This window comes from Streptomyces sp. NPDC031670, from assembly GCF_055580545.1.
Window position 1 is genome coordinate 317,568 of record NZ_JBVILC010000002.1, and the last position, 16,717, is coordinate 334,284.

The 16,717-nt window shown below is 71.4% G+C and carries 17 protein-coding genes; 8 read left to right on the forward strand and 9 right to left on the reverse strand.

Annotation, left to right across the window (positions count from 1 at the left end; translation table 11 throughout):
- Positions 1-130: 130 nt before the first annotated feature.
- Positions 131-2,728: an ATP-dependent chaperone ClpB gene (gene clpB / locus ACZ5ID_RS05480; RefSeq protein ID WP_468893680.1), complete on the reverse strand. Its 2,598-nt coding sequence runs from the start codon at positions 2,726-2,728 to the stop codon at positions 131-133.
- Between the two features lie 117 nt (positions 2,729-2,845).
- Between clpB and ACZ5ID_RS05485 the strand changes: the two genes are divergently transcribed.
- Positions 2,846-3,298: a pyridoxamine 5'-phosphate oxidase family protein gene (locus tag ACZ5ID_RS05485; RefSeq protein WP_468893682.1), complete on the forward strand. Its 453-nt coding sequence runs from the start codon at positions 2,846-2,848 to the stop codon at positions 3,296-3,298.
- 140 nt (positions 3,299-3,438) lie between these two features.
- On the opposite strand, the gene ACZ5ID_RS05490 is transcribed toward ACZ5ID_RS05485, so the two are convergent.
- The gene (locus ACZ5ID_RS05490) at positions 3,439-3,759 is read right to left on the reverse strand and encodes a Rieske (2Fe-2S) protein (RefSeq protein ID WP_283142738.1); all 321 of its coding nucleotides are present in this window, start codon (positions 3,757-3,759) and stop codon (positions 3,439-3,441) included.
- Between the two features lie 398 nt (positions 3,760-4,157).
- On the opposite strand from ACZ5ID_RS05490, the gene ACZ5ID_RS05495 reads away from it, so the two are divergent.
- A complete protein-coding gene (locus tag ACZ5ID_RS05495) occupies positions 4,158-5,087 on the forward strand; it encodes a helix-turn-helix transcriptional regulator (RefSeq protein WP_406555640.1) in 930 nt (309 codons plus the stop codon).
- 18 nt (positions 5,088-5,105) lie between these two features.
- Here ACZ5ID_RS05495 and ACZ5ID_RS05500 read toward each other — a convergent pair whose 3' ends face one another.
- Complete coding sequence (locus tag ACZ5ID_RS05500) at positions 5,106-5,612, reverse strand: hypothetical protein (protein ID WP_468893685.1); 507 nt, start codon at positions 5,610-5,612, stop codon at positions 5,106-5,108.
- A 13-nt stretch (positions 5,613-5,625) separates the two neighbouring features.
- Entirely contained in the window at positions 5,626-6,009 is a 384-nt protein-coding gene (locus ACZ5ID_RS05505) for a helix-turn-helix domain-containing protein (RefSeq protein ID WP_406557461.1), read from the reverse strand.
- 588 nt (positions 6,010-6,597) lie between these two features.
- Between ACZ5ID_RS05505 and ACZ5ID_RS05510 the strand changes: the two genes are divergently transcribed.
- The 4 genes from ACZ5ID_RS05510 to ACZ5ID_RS05525 all read left to right on the forward strand — a co-directional run bounded on the left by ACZ5ID_RS05510 (position 6,598) and on the right by ACZ5ID_RS05525 (position 10,378).
- Complete coding sequence (locus tag ACZ5ID_RS05510; protein ID WP_468893686.1) at positions 6,598-7,113, forward strand: hypothetical protein; 516 nt, start codon at positions 6,598-6,600, stop codon at positions 7,111-7,113.
- The gene (locus tag ACZ5ID_RS05515; protein ID WP_468893688.1) at positions 7,110-7,313 is read left to right on the forward strand and encodes a helix-turn-helix domain-containing protein; all 204 of its coding nucleotides are present in this window, start codon (positions 7,110-7,112) and stop codon (positions 7,311-7,313) included. Before ACZ5ID_RS05510 ends, ACZ5ID_RS05515 begins: the two co-directional genes overlap by 4 nt.
- Positions 7,314-7,600: 287 nt before the next feature.
- Complete coding sequence (locus ACZ5ID_RS05520; RefSeq protein WP_468893690.1) at positions 7,601-9,031, forward strand: vanadium-dependent haloperoxidase; 1,431 nt, start codon at positions 7,601-7,603, stop codon at positions 9,029-9,031.
- Positions 9,032-9,106: 75 nt separating this feature from the next.
- The gene (locus ACZ5ID_RS05525) at positions 9,107-10,378 is read left to right on the forward strand and encodes a lactonase family protein (RefSeq protein ID WP_468893692.1); all 1,272 of its coding nucleotides are present in this window, start codon (positions 9,107-9,109) and stop codon (positions 10,376-10,378) included.
- Positions 10,379-10,513: 135 nt separating this feature from the next.
- Here ACZ5ID_RS05525 and ACZ5ID_RS05530 read toward each other — a convergent pair whose 3' ends face one another.
- The gene (locus ACZ5ID_RS05530) at positions 10,514-11,401 is read right to left on the reverse strand and encodes a sigma-70 family RNA polymerase sigma factor (RefSeq protein ID WP_468893694.1); all 888 of its coding nucleotides are present in this window, start codon (positions 11,399-11,401) and stop codon (positions 10,514-10,516) included.
- Between the two features lie 117 nt (positions 11,402-11,518).
- On the opposite strand from ACZ5ID_RS05530, the gene ACZ5ID_RS05535 reads away from it, so the two are divergent.
- Positions 11,519-11,959 carry a hypothetical protein gene (locus ACZ5ID_RS05535; RefSeq protein ID WP_468893696.1) on the forward strand — a complete coding sequence of 147 codons (441 nt, stop codon included), beginning with the start codon at positions 11,519-11,521 and terminating at the stop codon, positions 11,957-11,959.
- A 25-nt stretch (positions 11,960-11,984) separates the two neighbouring features.
- Positions 11,985-12,242, forward strand: a complete 258-nt coding sequence (locus tag ACZ5ID_RS05540; RefSeq protein WP_468893697.1) for a hypothetical protein — start codon at positions 11,985-11,987, stop codon at positions 12,240-12,242.
- A gap of 130 nt (positions 12,243-12,372) precedes the next feature.
- Here the strand turns inward: ACZ5ID_RS05540 and ACZ5ID_RS05545 are convergent, their stop codons facing one another.
- The 4 genes from ACZ5ID_RS05545 to dnaK are packed head-to-tail and all read right to left on the reverse strand — an operon-like array spanning position 12,373 to position 16,563.
- Positions 12,373-12,819, reverse strand: a complete 447-nt coding sequence (locus ACZ5ID_RS05545; RefSeq protein WP_468893699.1) for a heat shock protein transcriptional repressor HspR — start codon at positions 12,817-12,819, stop codon at positions 12,373-12,375.
- A gap of 1 nt (position 12,820) precedes the next feature.
- On the reverse strand, positions 12,821-14,005 hold the full coding sequence (gene dnaJ / locus ACZ5ID_RS05550) for a molecular chaperone DnaJ (protein ID WP_468893701.1): 1,185 nt from the start codon (positions 14,003-14,005) through the stop codon (positions 12,821-12,823).
- A 45-nt stretch (positions 14,006-14,050) separates the two neighbouring features.
- Complete coding sequence (gene grpE, locus ACZ5ID_RS05555; RefSeq protein WP_468893703.1) at positions 14,051-14,710, reverse strand: nucleotide exchange factor GrpE; 660 nt, start codon at positions 14,708-14,710, stop codon at positions 14,051-14,053.
- The gene (gene dnaK, locus ACZ5ID_RS05560; RefSeq protein WP_468893705.1) at positions 14,710-16,563 is read right to left on the reverse strand and encodes a molecular chaperone DnaK; all 1,854 of its coding nucleotides are present in this window, start codon (positions 16,561-16,563) and stop codon (positions 14,710-14,712) included. The genes grpE and dnaK overlap by 1 nt, the downstream gene beginning before the upstream one ends.
- Positions 16,564-16,717 lie beyond the last annotated feature (154 nt).

The window sequence follows — 16,717 nt, forward strand, 5'->3', positions numbered from 1 at the left end:
CTCCCACACCCGCTTGTGAACAAGTGAATCGCGAAAATCGGCTCAGGGCGATCGTAACCCCCGTTCGCGAACAGAGACAGGCCCGCCACCCACGAGGGTGACGGGCCTGTCCACAGCCCGATACGTACGGCTACAGCGTCTTTCCGGTCGCCGCGCCCACGATCAGACCGTCCCCCACCCGGTCGACGCGGACCGTGTCGCCGTCCTTGACCTCGCCCGCCAGGATCTCCTTGGCGAGCCGGTCGCCGATGGCGGTCTGGATCAGGCGGCGCAGCGGGCGGGCGCCGTAGGCCGGGTCGTTGCCCTCGTCGGCGAGCCAGGCCAGCGCCTCGGGCGTGACGTCCAGGGCGAGGCGGCGGTCGGCCAGGCGCTTGGCGAGGCGGGCGATCTGGAGCTCCGCGATGTGCGCCAGCTCGTCCCTGGTGAGCGCCGAGAAGACCACCAGGTCGTCGAGGCGGTTGAGGAACTCCGGCTTGAAGGACGCCCGCACCACCTCCAGTACCTGCTGCTTCTTCTCCTCCTCGGAGGTCAGGGGCTCTACCAGGTACTGGCTGCCGAGGTTCGACGTCAGGACCAGGATCGTGTTGCGGAAGTCGACCGTGCGGCCCTGGCCGTCGGTGAGGCGGCCGTCGTCGAGGACCTGGAGCAGGACGTCGAAGACCTCCGGGTGCGCCTTCTCGACCTCGTCGAGCAGCACCACGCTGTACGGGCGGCGGCGGACGGCCTCTGTGAGCTGGCCGCCCTCCTCGTACCCCACGTACCCGGGCGGGGCGCCGACCAGACGGGCCACGCTGTGCTTCTCGCCGTACTCCGACATGTCGATGCGGACCATCGCCCGCTCGTCGTCGAAGAGGAAGTCGGCCAGCGCCTTGGCCAGCTCCGTCTTGCCGACGCCGGTGGGGCCCAGGAAGAGGAAGGAACCGGTGGGGCGGTCGGGGTCGGCGATGCCCGCCCGGGTGCGCCGGACCGCGTCCGAGACCGCGCGGACCGCCTCGGACTGGCCGATCAGCCGGCGGCCCAGCTCGTCCTCCATGCGCAGCAGCTTCTGCGTCTCGCCCTCCAGCAGACGCCCGGCCGGGATGCCGGTCCAGGAGCCGACCACGTCCGCGATGTCGTCCGGGCCGACCTCCTCCTTGACCATGGTGTCCCCGGAGGCCTCCTGCTCGGCCTCGGAGGCGGCCTCGAGCTCGCGCTCCAGGGTCGGGATCTCGCCGTACAGCAGCTTGGAGGCGGTGTCGAAGTCGCCGTCGCGCTGGGCGCGCTCGGCCTGGCCGCGCAGGTCGTCGAGGCGCTCCTTGAGCTCACCGACCCGGTTCAGGCCCTCCTTCTCCTTCTCCCAGCGGGCGGTCAGACCGCGCAGCTCCTCCTCCTTGTCGGCGAGGTCGCGGCGGATCTTCTCCAGCCGCTCCTTGCTCGCCGCGTCCGTCTCCTTGGACAGGGCCAGCTCCTCCATACGGAGGCGGTCCACCGACCGCTGGAGCTCGTCGATCTCCAGCGGCGAGGAGTCGATCTCCATACGGAGGCGGGAGGCGGCCTCGTCCACCAGGTCGATCGCCTTGTCCGGCAGGAAGCGGGAGGTGATGTAGCGGTCGGAGAGGGTGGCCGCGGCCACCAGCGCGCTGTCCGCGATCTGCACCTTGTGGTGCGCCTCGTAGCGCCCCTTGAGGCCGCGCAGGATCGCGATGGTGTCCTCGACCGTGGGCTCGGCGACCAGGACCTGCTGGAAGCGGCGCTCCAGGGCCGGGTCCTTCTCGATGCGCTCGCGGTACTCGTCGAGCGTGGTGGCGCCGACCATCCGCAGCTCGCCGCGGGCCAGCATCGGCTTGAGCATGTTGCCCGCGTCCATGGCCGAGTCGCCGCCGGCGCCCGCGCCGACAACCGTGTGCAGCTCGTCGATGAAGGTGATGATCTGGCCGTCGCTCTCCTTGATCTCGGAGAGGACGGTCTTCAGGCGCTCCTCGAACTCGCCCCGGTACTTCGCCCCGGCCACCATCGCGCCCAGGTCGAGCGAGACGAGCCGCTTGTTCTTCAGGGACTCCGGGACGTCGCCCTTGATGATCCGCTGGGCCAGGCCCTCGACGACCGCCGTCTTGCCGACGCCCGGCTCACCGATGAGCACCGGGTTGTTCTTGGTGCGCCGGGAGAGCACCTGCACCACCCGGCGGATCTCCTGGTCCCGGCCGATGACCGGGTCGAGCTTGCCCTCGCGGGCCGCGGCCGTGAAATCCGTGCCGAACTTCTCCAGGGCCTTGTACTGGCCCTCCGGGTCGGGGGTGGTCACCCTCCGTCCTCCTCGTACTGTCTCGAATGCCTCAAGGAGCTTCTTGGCGGTCGCGCCCTGCTGGGAGAGGAGCTCGCCGGTACGGCCGCCCTTGGCGGCGAGACCGATGAGCAGGTGCTCGGTGGAGAGGTACTCGTCGCCCAGCTCCTTGGCGCGCTGCGCGGCGTCGGCGATGACGGCCAGCAGGTCGCGGTCGGGCTGCGGCGGGGCGACGGTGGAACCGGCCACCTTGGGCAGCGCGGCGAGCAGCCGCTCCGCCCCGGACCGGACGGCGGCCTGGTCTGCCCCGGCGGCGGCCAGCAGGTCGACGATGTTCTCGTTCTCCTCACCCGTCAGGAGGGCGAGCAGCAGGTGGGCAGGCGTCAGGTCGGGGTGTCCGTCGGACACGGCCCGGCTGCTCGCGGCGTTGATCGCGTCCCGGCTCCTGTTGGTCAGCTCGGCGTCCACGTGCGGTCTCTCCTCCTCGGCGCAGGGGGTACGAACTCCATGACTCATCCAGCGTACATAAAGTTGAGCCTATTCCGCTCAAGGTGACGGGGACGAGTTCCGCGTAGGTTTCGACGCATGACCACGAGCACGGACACGGGCGCCGCCCCGGCCTCCCCCACGCGTACCCCTGTGGACCCCCGGCAGCCCGACGCGGCCTATCTCGCCTTCTGGCGCGAGCGGCACCTGTGCACGCTGACGACCCCGCGCCCGGACGGCAGCCCGCACCTGGTGCCGGTGGGGGTCACCTACGACCCGGACGCGGGCGTGGCGCGGGTGATCGCCAACCGGTCCAGCAGGAAGGTGCGCAACGTACTGGCGGCCGGCGAGGAGGGAGCGCGGGCCGCGGTCTGCCAGGTGGACGGGCGCCGCTGGGCCACCCTGGAGGGCCGGGCGTACGTACGTACCGAGGCGGGGGCGATCGCCGACGCGGTGGCCCGCTACGCCGAGCGGTACGGCCGGACGCCGCGCGAGAACCCGGACCGGGTGCTGATCGAGATCGTCCTGGAGCGGGCGATGGGCAAGGGCTGAGCCGCGTACGGCCACGCGCGCGCGGGTACGCGCGCGTGGCCGTACCCGGGCAGCACAGCGGCGCCACCGTGTTCAGGTCCACGATGGCGCCGCTGTGTGGGGGAAGCGCCTGAGCGATTTACAACGACGGGGGAATCGCTTCAGGCACTGCGGGGGGTGGCGGTAGATGACTCGGGGTCGAACAGTTGGTGGTCTCGCTGGTCCAGATTGACGAACACCATGCCGTAGCGAACGGCACAGCGAATCGGCTGCGGCGCCCCGCGCGGCCGACGCAGGCACCGGTAGGCACGGACGTCCTCGTCGTCCTCACGCGCGACCAGGATCGGCTCGCCGAACAGGGTGACCATCAACGAATCGCCACGGTGGGGGATCGCCGTGACGAGGTCGATGAAGTGCCACCCCGAGCGGTAGGCCGTGGCCATTTCGCGCCGGAAGACCCGGTCGTCCGGCGGGAGGCTCATGCGCTTACACCCGCGGGCGCGACCTCCCAGGTAGGCTCCACTGGAGCCGCCAGGACCCGCGTCGCCGGCTTGTGCTCCCAGGTGGGCTCTCCCGGAGCCGCCACGGTTCCGTGGGACGGCTTGCTCTCCCACGTGGGTTCCCCACTCGCGGCGAGAGCGCAAAGAGCAGCCGCGACAACGGCTATAGCGCTAAGTGCTCGAACCATCCTGCTCATGGCCGATCTCCACCTCTTTATGATCATTCCCTCCCCCCGCGCATAAGACGATGGCTCACTCTGAGCGCTTCCACCAGCGAGGCCAGGCATCATGTTCCTGTAATTCAGGAGTATGAGGGGGGTGTAATCCGGTTGTATCAGGGGCACTTCGGACATAGTCATGGCCCTACAGACCTGTGCGAGATGGGCAAGACCCTCTACGCCACCGCGTTGCGTACCGGCGGAATAACTCGCACGGAAGCCCAGGCCGCTCCCTGTCTCATCGATCTCGCGCTGCTGCGGCCCGACGCGGACGACGCGGAGCAGCTGCGGCCGGTTCCGCCCTCCGTCGTCCTGAACCAGCTCGTGCAGCCCCTGGAACGCGAGATCCAGGAGCGCAGGAAGCTGTCGATGTCACTGGCCAGCACCTTCGAGCCGTTCATGGCGATCACCAGCGAGGACGCGGCGAGCACCCACGCGATCACGGTCCTCGAAGGCCTGGAGCTCATCAACGCGACGCTGGACCGCGTCATCGACGAGTGCACCAAGGAACTGCTCACCATCCAGCCCGGCAGCGGACGCAGACCCGAGACCCTGGAGTCGGGCCTGCGCCGGGTCCAGCCGCTGCTCGACCGGGGCGTGGGCATGCGCACCCTCTACCAGCACACCGCCCGCCACCACTCCGCGACGATCGGGTACGTGGAGCGCATCGCGCCCTTCGGCCTGGAGGTCCGCACGCTGGAAGAGATCATCGACCGGCTGATCATCGTGGACCGCCGGGTGGCCTTCATCCCCGCGCGCAGCGACCGCCGCGTCGCGCTGGAGCTGCGGCACGAGGGCCTGGTGCAGTATCTGGTCGGCGTCTTCGACCAGTTCTGGCTGCACGCGGTGCCGTGGGAGGAGGAGGTCCCGTACGGCTCCTCCAAGGCGGAGGGCATCACCGGCGTCCAGCGCTCCATCGCCAAGCTCCTCGTGGAGGGGCACGTGGACGACTCCATCGCGCGGCGGCTCGGGATGAACGTCCGCACCTGCCGCGCCCACATCGCCAAACTGAACGCCGCCCTGGGCAGCGGCAGCCGGGCCCAACTCGGCTATCTCATCGCCCAGTCGGGAATCCTGGAGCAGGACGACTGAAGGCGCCGGCCGCCCCCTCTATACGTGCGGATGGCTCCCCGGCGGGTCGTCGTCGTCCGTGGGACGGCCGCGCTGGCGCCCGCGCGGGCGGTGTGGCATCAGATCCTTGCCGCGCGCCTCGCCGGTGCCGACGATCGGCAGCGGATGGGCGGGGCGGCCGTCGGGCGTCTGGGGGAACCGCAACAGCCGTCCCGGCGCCGGCGGCCGGCCCGCCTCGGGGTGCCCGGCCGCGTCCCGCCCGCCGTCGCCCTGCGGATGGGCGCCTTCCTCCACCGGACCCCGCGGCCCGTCCCCGCCCCGTCCGTCGGCGCGCCCGCCGCCGTCCGCCGCGCGGCTGACGCGGGCGTGCTCCTCCCAGCCCTCCCGGAACCAGCGGAGCTGCTCGTGCTGGAGCTCCTGGTCGGTCAGGACCCGTACACCGTCGAGGCCGGCGCGCCGGACCTTCTCCCCCAGTTCGATCAACAGGCCGCCCACCACCTGGGCCAGCGCGTCCTGTTCGCCTCCTGAACCGTCGCCGTCCGCCATCCCCCGCCCTCCTTCACACCCCCGGGCTGCCGGCCCCCTCGCGTCCGTCCGGCAGGAACGCCTTCGTCACGCGTACGAACAGCTCGCGCAGTTCCTCGGGCACCCCCATGCGCCGGGCGGCCTCCTCGGGGCTGAGCGGCGTCGCGCCCTCCCCGTCCTGTCCGCCGCGGCTCACGGCGATCGGCAGATCGTCCTCGGAGAGCCTGCCGGAGCGGATGAGCATGTCCCGCAGCGGTACGCCGAGCACGGCCGCCAGTCTGCGCATGGTCTCCAGGTCCGGCATGCTCTGGCGCTGCAACAGCCTGCTCACGGCGGCCCGGTGGACCCCGGCGTCGTCCGCGAGCTTGGACTTGCCGCCGCCGCGCGGGCTGTCGATGTCGTAGTTCCGCAGCCGCATCAGGCGCTCGATCCAGGCGGCGAACTCCTCCAGCCCGTCCGCGTGGCCGCGACCACCGTCACCGCGGTAGCCCTGTTCGTTGCGGGCGCCGGCCCGTGCGCTCGAACCCATGTGGTCGCTCTCCCTCGTCGCGGGAGACAGCGTACCCCCGGCGCGCTCGCGCGACAGTAGGTGCGCGCCCGCACGCATGAGTCGCTTGCGTACGCGCACGCACCATGTCACCCTGATCACGCGTTCGCAATTTGCCGAACTCGTGTTCCCATACGTGGGGAGGGGTTTGCACATGCCCGCACACCTGACCATCCCAAAGACACCCTTGACCTCGGACTTATCCCGAGCGGTGGACGACCTCGACTGGCGCAGGGCCGCCGCCTGCGCGAACCTCCCACAACACTCCGTGTTCGCCCGCGTCCCCTCCGACGCGGAACCGGTATTGCGAGCATGCAATCAGTGTCCCATCCGGAGGGAGTGCGAGGTGGTCGTCGACCCCGCGCACACCTTCTTCGACGGGGTGAGCGGCGGACGGCTCTGGCGCAACGGCCGCGAGGTGAGGCGGCCCTCGGCGCACACGCCCGGGCAGGCCGAGCGATGAGCGGCGAGAGCGCCGACACGATGTGGCTCCAGTCGCTGGCCCGCCGCTTCCCCGACCTCCTCGCCGAGCTCGCCCCGTCCCCCGTGGGACCGCGCGAACGGCCCGGCGGCTCCCCGCGCTCCACCACCGCCCCGATCCGGCTGCACATCTCCGACGCCGTACGGGACATCACCGACGGCGTGGTCGAGCTGGAGGAGGCGGTACGGGAGCGGCTCGGCCTGCGCCCGGCGGCCCCCGCCCCCGTGGTGGCGCGACTCGGCCGCATCGCCCGACTCGGCCCCTCCATTGCCCAGTTGCCCGACCTCGCCGCGCACGTGCGGGAGGAGACCCGGCGCATGGCCCGGCGCTGCGCCCGCGAGCTGGGGGACCCGGAGCAGATGATCCGGATCGGCGGACGCTGCCCCGCCTGCGACTCGGTGTCGCTGCGCATCTTCCCCGAACGCGGCGCCGTGCTCTGTGTGAACCCCGTGTGCCGCCATGTCGTCCGCACGGCCCTGGAGGAGGCGTCGTGACCCCGCCCCCGGTGTCCGGCCTGGTCTCCGGCGAACTCGCCGCCGCCGAGGTGGCCGTCTCGCCCGCGACCCTGCGCAAGTGGGTCCAGCTGGGCCATCTGCGGTCCGCCGGCAGGCAGGGGCGCAGACTGCTCTACCGGCTGGAGGACGTGTTCGCGGCGGAGCGTTCCGTACACCGCGCCGAGATCCCGCACCGCTAGCCGGAGCTGCTCCACAGCCCCCCGTGGCCTCCCCAAAGGGCCCCACCCGCACCCCGGGTGGGGCCCTTGCGCTGTTCCGGCGCGGGCGCCAACCACCGCTCCGAGCAGGCTTGTTGCGCGATCGGGCACCCCGGATCACACTTGGAGCAGCGGCAGAACCGCGCCCACATCCGGGGCGACGGGTCTGCCGCTTCGTGCTGCTCCGGCCGTCTTCCACGCCCCCTCCGCACAGGAGCCGGGCGCCTCGGCCATGCCGTGCGGCACACCACCGTGAAAGGAGTCCCCCTGTGGACCAGATCCTGTTCTGGAACGCGGTGGCCCTGGAGGCCGACCGCACCACCCACACCACGGGCGCCCCCGCCGAGGCCGGCACCCGGGGCCCGTGCGGCGCCTCGCGGGCGCTGGCACTGACCCATCTCGCCATGCACGACGCCTACTTCGCCATCCACCCCGGTCACGACTGCTACCTCGGCGACTCGCTGCCCGAGGCCCCGGCCGGCGCCTCCTCCGACGCGGCCGTCGCCGCCGCCGCGCACGCCACGCTCAGCGCCCTCTACCCGACGCAGAAGGAGTACTTCACCGCCCAGCACCGGGCCGCCGGGCTCCCGGCCGGACCGGGCACCGGCACCGGCCACGCCTTCGGCCTGCGGGTCGCCCGGGCGCTGCTGTCACTGCGCGGCAGCGACCCCGGCCTCGGCGACGACGGCTACGTCTACTCCACCGACCACGGGCACCACCGGCCCGACCCGGTCGACCCCGGCCAGAGCGTCTACGCCGCCTACTACGGCGCCCGCTCCCACCTCTTCGCGGCCACCACCCGCCACCACCTGGACGCCCCGCCGCGGCCGGGCACTCCGCGCTACGAGTCGGCGCTGCGCCAGGTGCGCGCCAAGGGCATCGCGACGCATCTGACCGGCGCGCTGCCCGAGGACCTGCGGGCCGGCCGGCGCACCGCGCAGGAGACGGCCATCGGCATGTTCTGGGCGTACGACGGAGTCATCGGCCTGGGCACACCGCCCCGCTTGTACAACATGATCGTCCGCAAGGTCGCCGAGGCGCAGCGGAACGACACGGCCCAGAACGCCCGGCTGTTCGCCCTGCTCAACGCGGCCATGGCGGACGCGGGCATCCTCGCCTGGACCGACAAGTACGTCTACGACCTGTGGCGCCCGGTCGTCGGCATCCGCGAGCACGACCCCTCCTCGGGCCCGGCCGGCACCGGTCGCGCGGCGCTGAGCGCGGACGCCGACCCCGAGTGGCTGCCGCTGGGCGCGCCCAACACCAACAACCCCGGCGGCAGGGTCAACCGGACCCCGAACTTCCCGTCCTACCCCTCGGGCCACGCCACCTTCGGCGCGGCGGCCTTCCAGTCGGTGCGGCAGTTCTACCGCCACGGCTCGTACGGGCCGGACAACCTGGCCGCCGGTCTTGAGTTCGTCTCCGACGAGCTCAACGGCACGGCCACCGACACCAACGGGATCGCCCGGACCCGGGTGGTCCGCACCTTCCCCGGCGGGCTCTGGGACATGATCCGCGAGAACAGCCTCAGCCGGGTCTTCCTCGGTGTGCACTGGAACTACGACGGCTGGGTCCCCAACGCCTCCGGCGACATGGACCTGAGCCTCAACATCGGCGGCGTCCGGCTCGGCCTCGACATCGCGGACGACATCGCCGCCCACGGTCTGCGTGCCTCCCGCGCGGCCGGTCCCGCGGCCTAGGGCCCGTACGCCATGCATCTGCTGCCCCGCGGCCGAAAGCCGCATGTCGAGAAGGCCAACAAGAAGGAGTCCCCCATGGGTACGAACGAGACCTCCGACGCGTCGACCGGCGCCGTGACCGGGTCCGGCTCCGGCCACCCCGGCGACAACCCGCCCCCGCCCCCGGCGCGGCGCGGCGGCTTCGTCTATGTGATGAGCAACCAGGAGACCGGCAACTCGGTGACGGTCTTCGCCCGTGACGTCTACGGCAACCTGACCCGCAAGGGCACCTACCCGACCGGCGGCCTCGGCGTCGGCCGCAGCTACGACCTGGAGGACACCTCCGACCCGCTGGTGTCGCAGGGCTCGCTGATCGCCTCCGAGGACCGGCGGTTCCTGTTCGGCGTCGACTCCGGCAGCGACGAGGTCTCCTCGCTCGCCGTCGAGGGCGAGCGGCTGCGGCTGGTCAGCCGGGTCGCCACCGGCGGGGTCCGTCCGGTGAGCGTGGCCGTGCACGGCAACCTCCTGTTCGCCGTGAACGCCACCGACGGGTCCATCTCCGGCTTCCGCGTAGGCGACGACGGTTCGCTCACTCCCGTCGAAGGCTCCCGCCGGGCGCTGATCGGCGGGGCGGGGGCGGGCCCCTCACAGATCCAGTTCACCCCGGACGGCACCCAGTTGATCGTCACGGAGCGGCAGACGAACATCATCGACGTCTTCCCCGTCGACGCCTACGGCCGCGTGGGCGAGCCGGTGCGCAACCAGTCGGCCGGCCTGGCCCCGTTCACCGCGACCTTCCACGGCGACGTGCTGATGGTGACCGAGATCATCGGCGCCCCCGGCTTCCTGGGCTCGATGTCCACGTACCACGTCAACCGCGACGGCACCCTCCAGGTGATCAGCGCGTCCGTGACCACCACCGAACTCACCACCTGCTGGACGGCGAACAGCGTCCTGGACCCGGGTGTGGTGTACGTGGCGAACGCCCAGAGCGGTTCGATCGGCGGCTTCCGTATCAACGAGCGGGGCGAGATCACGCTCTTCCCGGCCGACGGCCACCTCGCCGTCAGCAAGAACTCGCACGCGACCCAGGACATGGCCATCACCGACGACGGCCTGTACCTGTACGTGCTGACCGCCGGGATCGACGAGAAGATCGCCGACCCCCGGCTCCCCACCTACGTGGAGGGGACGCCGTACTGCGACAGGATGACGATCAGCGCCTACCGCATCGAGGCGAGCGCCGGGCTCACGACCCTGAAGGGCTTCGGCGTGGCCGACGACCCGCCGCGGGTGGTCAGCCCCGGCGTGCTCGCGCCCAGCGCGGGCGGGCTGGCGCCGGGATCGGAGGGGCTCGTCGCCTTCTGATCCACCGCCCCCGGGTCCGCGGGCCGTGCCCGGCCCATCGCGCCTTCCCGCGCGCCCTCGGGCACGGTGGCGCACCGCGACCGCCGGGCCCACGGCCGTCCCGCGAACGCCGGCCGTGGGCCCGGCCCGGGCCTCTTACGCCGCCAGGACCGCCAGGTCCAGCCGGCGCAGCCGGTCCGGGTCCGCCCGCAGCGTGATCTCGGTGATCCGGCCCTCGGCCAGGGTGAAGCCGATGACCACCTTGAGCTCGCCCCCCGGCGCCCACACGGCGCCCACGGTGCCGTCCACCAGGGCGAGTTGGGCGGTCTGGGCGCGGCCCTTGAACGTGCCGGCCACCGCCATCGCGCCCCGGACCTCACCCATCGCGCCCACCTCCACGGTCGCCCGGTCGGCCCGGACCACCACGTCCGGGTCGAGCAGGTCGAGCAGCGCGTCGAAGTCCCCGGCGCGCGAGGCGGCGAAGAAGGCGTCGACGACCTCCCGCTGGCGCGCCAGATCCGCGTCCGGCACCGGTGCGGACTCCTGCACCCGGCGCCGGGCCCGGCTGGCGAGCTGGCGGGTGGCGACCGTGGAACGGCCCACCACCGGGGCGATCTCGTCGAAGGGCACCATGAACATGTCGTGCAGGACGAAGGCGATCCGCTCGGCGGGCGCCAGCGTGTTCAGGACGACCAGCATCGCCAAGCCCACCGAGTCAACGAGCAGCACCTCGTGCTCCGGGTCGCGCGGCTCCTCGTGCCCGCGCGTGTGCACCGGCACGGGCTCGTCGTACAGCAGCTCGCGCCGGGAGTCGCGTGAGCGCAGCATGTCCAGGCAGACCCGGCCCACGACGGTGGTGAGCCAGCCGCCGAGGTTCTTCACGCACGCCACATCGCTGCGGCTGAGGCGGAGCCAGGCCTCCTGGACGGCGTCGTCCGCCTCGTTGAGGTTGCCGAGTATCCGGTAGGCGACGGCCCGCAAGTGGGTGCGGTTGGCCTCGAACCGCTCGGCCAGCCGTTCGCCCTCGTCCACGTTCACGGTCACGTTGTTCCCCTGCCTCACCCGTAGAGGTGACACCGACTGTATCCGCTGACCCGCCCCGCGGGTACGGCGATCCGGCCCTCAACCTCGTTACGGAACAGGCCATTTGATGGAGGTCCCATGGCCGTACCACCCGCCACACCCGCACCCGGCGCCCCCCGGATCGACGCGGCCCGCGCCCAGCGTCTGGAGGCGCACGGCCGTTCCTGGGCCTTCGAGCTGGGCGGCGAGCTCTTCGAGCTGCCCCGCGAACTCACCCGCGCGACGGCGCGCGCACTGCGCGCCCTGGGCGGCGACGACCTCTCCGCCTCGCTCGAACTCCTCCTCGGCGAGGCCCAGTCCGCGCGGCTGCGCCGCCACCGTCCCTCGCCGCACGACGCCGGGGCGGTCCTCGCGTCCTGGGGCCGCGACACCGGGCTCGGCCTGGGGGAAGGCTGCGCCTCGGCGTGTACGTGGAGAACAACGCCGAGGCGCTGGAAGCCGCGCTCCTGCGCCACTACGGCGTGGACCTCCTGGACTGGCACCGCGGACGGCTCTCCTCCCGCCGTCTTACGGTCCTGATCCGCCATCTACCGAAGGAGCCGTCATGGTGACCAGCGGCCAGGCCGAAGGAGTCGCGATCGAACTGGAGCGGCTGCGGCGCGCGGTGGAGGTCGGGTTCGCCACCACCCGGGGCGATCTGGCGCTGCTGCTCCAGCGCGCCGACCAGACCGACAAGACCCTGGGAGAACACGACAAGCGCCTGGAGGCACTGGAACGCGGGCGCTGGCCGCTGCCGTCGCTGGCGGCGCTGACCTCGGCCGCCGCGCTGGTGGTGAGTCTGTGGCAGGGCGCCGGCCGGTGAGCCGGCGCCGGGAACCGCGCGCCCGCCCGCACCCGAACGGGCGCGCGGTCGGCGGACATCGCCGGTGAACATGGCCGTGGACATGGCCGGTGGACATGGCCGGTGGACGCGGACGGTCCGACGGGCGCGGTCAGTCCGTCGGTCTCTTGGGCCGCCAGACCACCAGCGCGCCGGTCTGCTGCACGTCCTGGTACGGCACCAGATCGCGCCGGTACGACGCGTGGACCTGGGCCTCGCGCTGCCGCATCGCCGCCGCCGCGCCGTCCACCGCCGCCGAGAGCTCGGCGACGCGCTGCTGGAGCGCGGCCACCTGGTTCTCCAGCTCGATGATGCGCTTGATACCGGCCAGGTTGATGCCCTCGTCCTGCGACAACTGCTGGACGGTACGGAGCAGTTCGATGTCGCGGGCCGAGTAGCGCCGGCCGCGCCCGGCCGTGCGGTCGGGCGAGACCAGGCCGAGGCGGTCGTACTGGCGCAGGGTCTGCGGGTGCAGACCGGAGAGCTGAGCGGCGACCGAGATGACGTACACCGGCGATTCATCGGTCAGTTCGAACGGATTGCGTCGTCGGCCGTCCATCTCATGCTCCCTTCGCGGCCTGGAACAGTTCTGCCCGCGGATCGACTTCCGCGGTCGCCTCGCGGAACGCCTCCAGGGCCTCGCGTGCCTTGTCGTCGAGGTCCTTGGGCACCATGACCTCCACGGTGACCAGCAGGTCCCCGCGCGAGCCGTCCTTGCGGACCGCACCCTTGCCACGGGCCCGCATGGTACGGCCGTTGGGGGTGCCCGCGGGCAGCTTCAGGGTGACCGGGGGCCCGCCCAGGGTGGGCACCTTCACCTCGCCGCCGAGCGCCGCCTCCACGAAGGAGACCGGCACGGTGACGGTGAGGTTGTCGTCCCTGCGGCCGAAGACGGGGTGGCTGTCCACATGGACGACCACATAGAGGTCGCCCGCGGGACCACCGCGCTCGCCCGCCGCGCCCTTGCCGCGCAGCCGGATCCGCTGGCCGTCGAAGACGCCCGCCGGAATCCTGACCTGCATGGTCCGCGAGGACTTGGCACGGCCGCTGCCCTTGCAGACCTCGCACGGGTTCTCCGCGATCAGGCCGCGGCCCTTGCAGTCCACGCACGGGTCGGTCAGCGAGAAGCCGCCACCGGTGCCGCGCGAGACCTGCCCGGTGCCGACGCACGTCGGGCACACCCGGGGCGTGCCGTTCTTGTCGCCGGTGCCCGAACAGGCCTTGCAGGGGGCCTGGCTGGAGAGCCGGATCGGGACCGTGGCCCCGTCGACCGCCTCGGTGAAGCTGAGCGTCACCTCGGACTCCAGGTCCTGGCCGCGGCGCGGCTGGGTGCCCCGGGTGCCCGGACCGGCGGTGCCCCGGTTGAAGAGCCCGCCGAACACGTCGCCGAGGCCGCCGCCGAAGCCGCCGCCTCCTCCAGCCCCGCCCTGGGCGCCCCCGAAGAGGTCGCCCAGGTCGAAGTTGAAGCTGCCGCCGCCGGCGCCGGGACCGGCCCGGAAGCCGCCGTTGCCGAAGAGGGCGCGCGCCTCGTCGTACTCCTTGCGCTTCTTGGGGTCACCGAGGATGTCGTTCGCCTCGGAGACCTCCTTGAAGCGCTCCTCCGCCTTGGCGTCGCCCTTGTTGGCGTCCGGGTGGAACTCGCGGGCGAGCTTGCGGTACGCCTTCTTGATCTCGGCCTCGGTGGCGTCCTTGGGGACGCCGAGGACCTTGTAGTAGTCCTTCTCGACGAAGTCCTTCGTGCTCATCGACGTCCCTCCTCCCGGACGACCACTTCACCCATGACCGTCACGTCAGCCCTCGTCCGGGCCACCGCTCTCCTCTTCGGCCTTGCCGCCGCTGCCTTCCTTGGCCTCCTTGCCCTCCTTCGCCGCGCCCGGCTGGGGCTCGGCGACGGCGACCCGCGCGGGGCGGATCGTACGCTCGCCGATCCGGTACCCGGGCTGGAGGATCGCGACGCACGTCGTCTCGGTGACGTCCGGGGCGTAGCTGTGCATCAGGGCCTCGTGGACCGTCGGGTCGAAGGGCTCGCCCTCCTTGCCGAACTGCTGGAGGCCCATCTTCGCGGCGACCGTCTCCAGCGACTCGGCCACCGACTTGAAGCCGCCGGTCAGTTCGCCGTGCTCACGGGCCCGGCCGATGTCGTCGAGCACGGGCAGCAGCTCGGTCAGGAGGCCGGCGACGGCGATCTCCTTGACCGTGACGCGGTCCCGCTCCACGCGGCGGCGGTAGTTCTGGTACTCGGCCTGGAGGCGCTGGAGGTCCGTCGTGCGCTCGGCGAGCGCCGTCTGGGCCTGGTCCAGCTGGGCCTGCAGGGCGATCTCCTTGGCTGCGTCCCCGGCCGGGGCCGCCTTCTCCTCCTTCGAGGAGTCGGCGGCCTTCGGCTCGGCGTCTTCCTGTGCGCCGGAGGGGACGTCGGGCTTCTCCTCGAAGCCCGGGGTCTCCTCAGACATCAGGCCGCGCCACCCTTCGCGTCGCCCGGCTTCTCGTCGTCGACGATCTCGGCGTCCACGACGTCGTCCTCGGCCTTGGGGGCCTCGGCGCCCTCGGCTCCGGCGGCACCCTGGGCGGCCTGGGCGTCCGCGTACATCGCCTGGCCGAGCTTCTGGGAGACGGCCGCGAGCTTCTCGGTCGCGGTGCGGATCTCCGCGGTGTCCTCGCCCTTCAGCTTCTCCTTGAGCTCGGTCACCGCGGTCTCGACCTCGGTCTTGACCTCGCCCGGGACCTTGTCCTCGTTGTCCTTGAGGAACTTCTCGGTCTGGTAGACGAGCTGCTCGCCCTGGTTGCGGGACTCGGCGGCCTCGCGGCGGCGGTGGTCCTCCTCCGCGTACTGCTCGGCCTCCTCGCGCATGCGGTTGACCTCGTCCTTCGGCAGCGAGGAGCCGCCGGTGACGGTCATCTTCTGCTCCTTGCCCGTGCCCAGGTCCTTCGCGGTCACGTGCATGATGCCGTTGGCGTCGATGTCGAAGGCGACCTCGATCTGCGGGACCCCGCGGGGGGCCGGCGGCAGACCGGTCAGCTCGAACATGCCGAGCTTCTTGTTGTACGCCGCGATCTCGCGCTCGCCCTGGTAGACCTGGATCTGGACGGACGGCTGGTTGTCCTCGGCCGTCGTGAAGATCTCGGAGCGCTTCGTCGGAATCGTGGTGTTCCGCTCGATGAGCTTGGTCATGATGCCGCCCTTGGTCTCGATGCCGAGGGACAGCGGGGTCACGTCGAGGAGCAGGACGTCCTTGACCTCACCCTTGAGGACACCGGCCTGGAGGGCGGCGCCGATGGCGACGACCTCGTCCGGGTTGACGCCCTTGTTGGCGTCCTTGCCGCCGGTCAGCTCGCGGACGAGCTCGGCGACGGCGGGCATACGGGTGGAGCCACCGACGAGAACGACGTGGTCGATCTCGGAGAGCTGGATGCCCGCGTCCTTGATGACGTTGTGGAACGGGTGCTTGCAGCGCTCCAGGAGGTCCGCGGTCAGCTGCTGGAACTGGGCGCGCGTCAGCTTCTCGTCCAGGTGCAGCGGGCCCTCGGCCGACGCCGTGATGTACGGCAGGTTGATCGAGGTCTCGGTGGACGAGGACAGCTCGATCTTCGCCTTCTCGGCGGCCTCGCGCAGGCGCTGGAGCGCCATCTTGTCCTTGGAGAGGTCCACGCCGTGGCCGGACTGGAACTGCTTCACCAGGTAGTCGACGACGCGCTGGTCCCAGTCGTCACCACCGAGGTGGTTGTCACCGTTGGTGGCCTTCACCTCGACGACGCCGTCACCGATCTCCAGGAGGGACACGTCGAAGGTGCCGCCGCCGAGGTCGAAGACGAGGATCGTCTGGTCGTCCTTGTCCAGGCCGTACGCCAGGGCCGCCGCGGTCGGCTCGTTGACGATGCGCAGGACGTTGAGGCCCGCGATCTCGCCGGCCTCCTTCGTCGCCTGACGCTCGGAGTCGTTGAAGTACGCCGGGACGGTGATGACCGCGTCGGTGACCTTCTCGCCGAGGTAGGCCTCCGCGTCCCGCTTCAGCTTCTGCAGGATGAAGGCGCTCATCTGCTGCGGGTTGAAGGTCTTGCCGTCGAGGTCGATCTTCCAGTCGGTGCCCATGTGGCGCTTGACCGAGCGGATGGTCCGGTCCACGTTGGTGACGGCCTGCCGCTTGGCGACCTCACCGACGAGGACTTCGCCGTTCTTGGCGAAGGCGACGACGGACGGCGTGGTCCTGGCGCCTTCGGCGTTGGTGATGACGGTGGGCTCGCCGCCTTCGAGAACGCTGACGACGGAGTTAGTCGTGCCCAGGTCGATGCCGACCGCACGTGCCATTTTCGATTCCTCCAACTGACATCTTGAGTGGAACTGACTCAAGGATGCATGACTCGCCCCGAGCAGTCAACAGAGCTGAGTCGAGGAGGCTCAACTTTTATGTGCGGCTTATGTTGGCGCCCGGTCTCCGACCGCAGGTGGGCGGGCTTCTCAC

What these genes read in the sequence shown, in the direction of transcription:
- ACZ5ID_RS05495 (WP_406555640.1), top strand. Translation starts at nt 4,158, where the DNA reads ATGGGCAAGACCCTCTACGCCACCGCGTTGCGTACCGGCGGAATAACT.
- ACZ5ID_RS05490 (WP_283142738.1), bottom strand. Translation starts at nt 3,759, where the DNA reads ATGAGCCTCCCGCCGGACGACCGGGTCTTCCGGCGCGAAATGGCCACG.
- ACZ5ID_RS05485 (WP_468893682.1), top strand. Translation starts at nt 2,846, where the DNA reads ATGACCACGAGCACGGACACGGGCGCCGCCCCGGCCTCCCCCACGCGT.
- ACZ5ID_RS05505 (WP_406557461.1), bottom strand. Translation starts at nt 6,009, where the DNA reads ATGCGGCTGCGGAACTACGACATCGACAGCCCGCGCGGCGGCGGCAAG.
- ACZ5ID_RS05535 (WP_468893696.1), top strand. Translation starts at nt 11,519, where the DNA reads ATGGCCGTACCACCCGCCACACCCGCACCCGGCGCCCCCCGGATCGAC.
- ACZ5ID_RS05510 (WP_468893686.1), top strand. Translation starts at nt 6,598, where the DNA reads ATGAGCGGCGAGAGCGCCGACACGATGTGGCTCCAGTCGCTGGCCCGC.
- ACZ5ID_RS05525 (WP_468893692.1), top strand. Translation starts at nt 9,107, where the DNA reads ATGGGTACGAACGAGACCTCCGACGCGTCGACCGGCGCCGTGACCGGG.
- ACZ5ID_RS05545 (WP_468893699.1), bottom strand. Translation starts at nt 12,819, where the DNA reads ATGGACGGCCGACGACGCAATCCGTTCGAACTGACCGATGAATCGCCG.
- grpE (WP_468893703.1), bottom strand. Translation starts at nt 14,710, where the DNA reads ATGTCTGAGGAGACCCCGGGCTTCGAGGAGAAGCCCGACGTCCCCTCC.
- ACZ5ID_RS05540 (WP_468893697.1), top strand. Translation starts at nt 11,985, where the DNA reads ATGGTGACCAGCGGCCAGGCCGAAGGAGTCGCGATCGAACTGGAGCGG.
- dnaJ (WP_468893701.1), bottom strand. Translation starts at nt 14,005, where the DNA reads ATGAGCACGAAGGACTTCGTCGAGAAGGACTACTACAAGGTCCTCGGC.
- dnaK (WP_468893705.1), bottom strand. Translation starts at nt 16,563, where the DNA reads ATGGCACGTGCGGTCGGCATCGACCTGGGCACGACTAACTCCGTCGTC.
- ACZ5ID_RS05500 (WP_468893685.1), bottom strand. Translation starts at nt 5,612, where the DNA reads ATGGCGGACGGCGACGGTTCAGGAGGCGAACAGGACGCGCTGGCCCAG.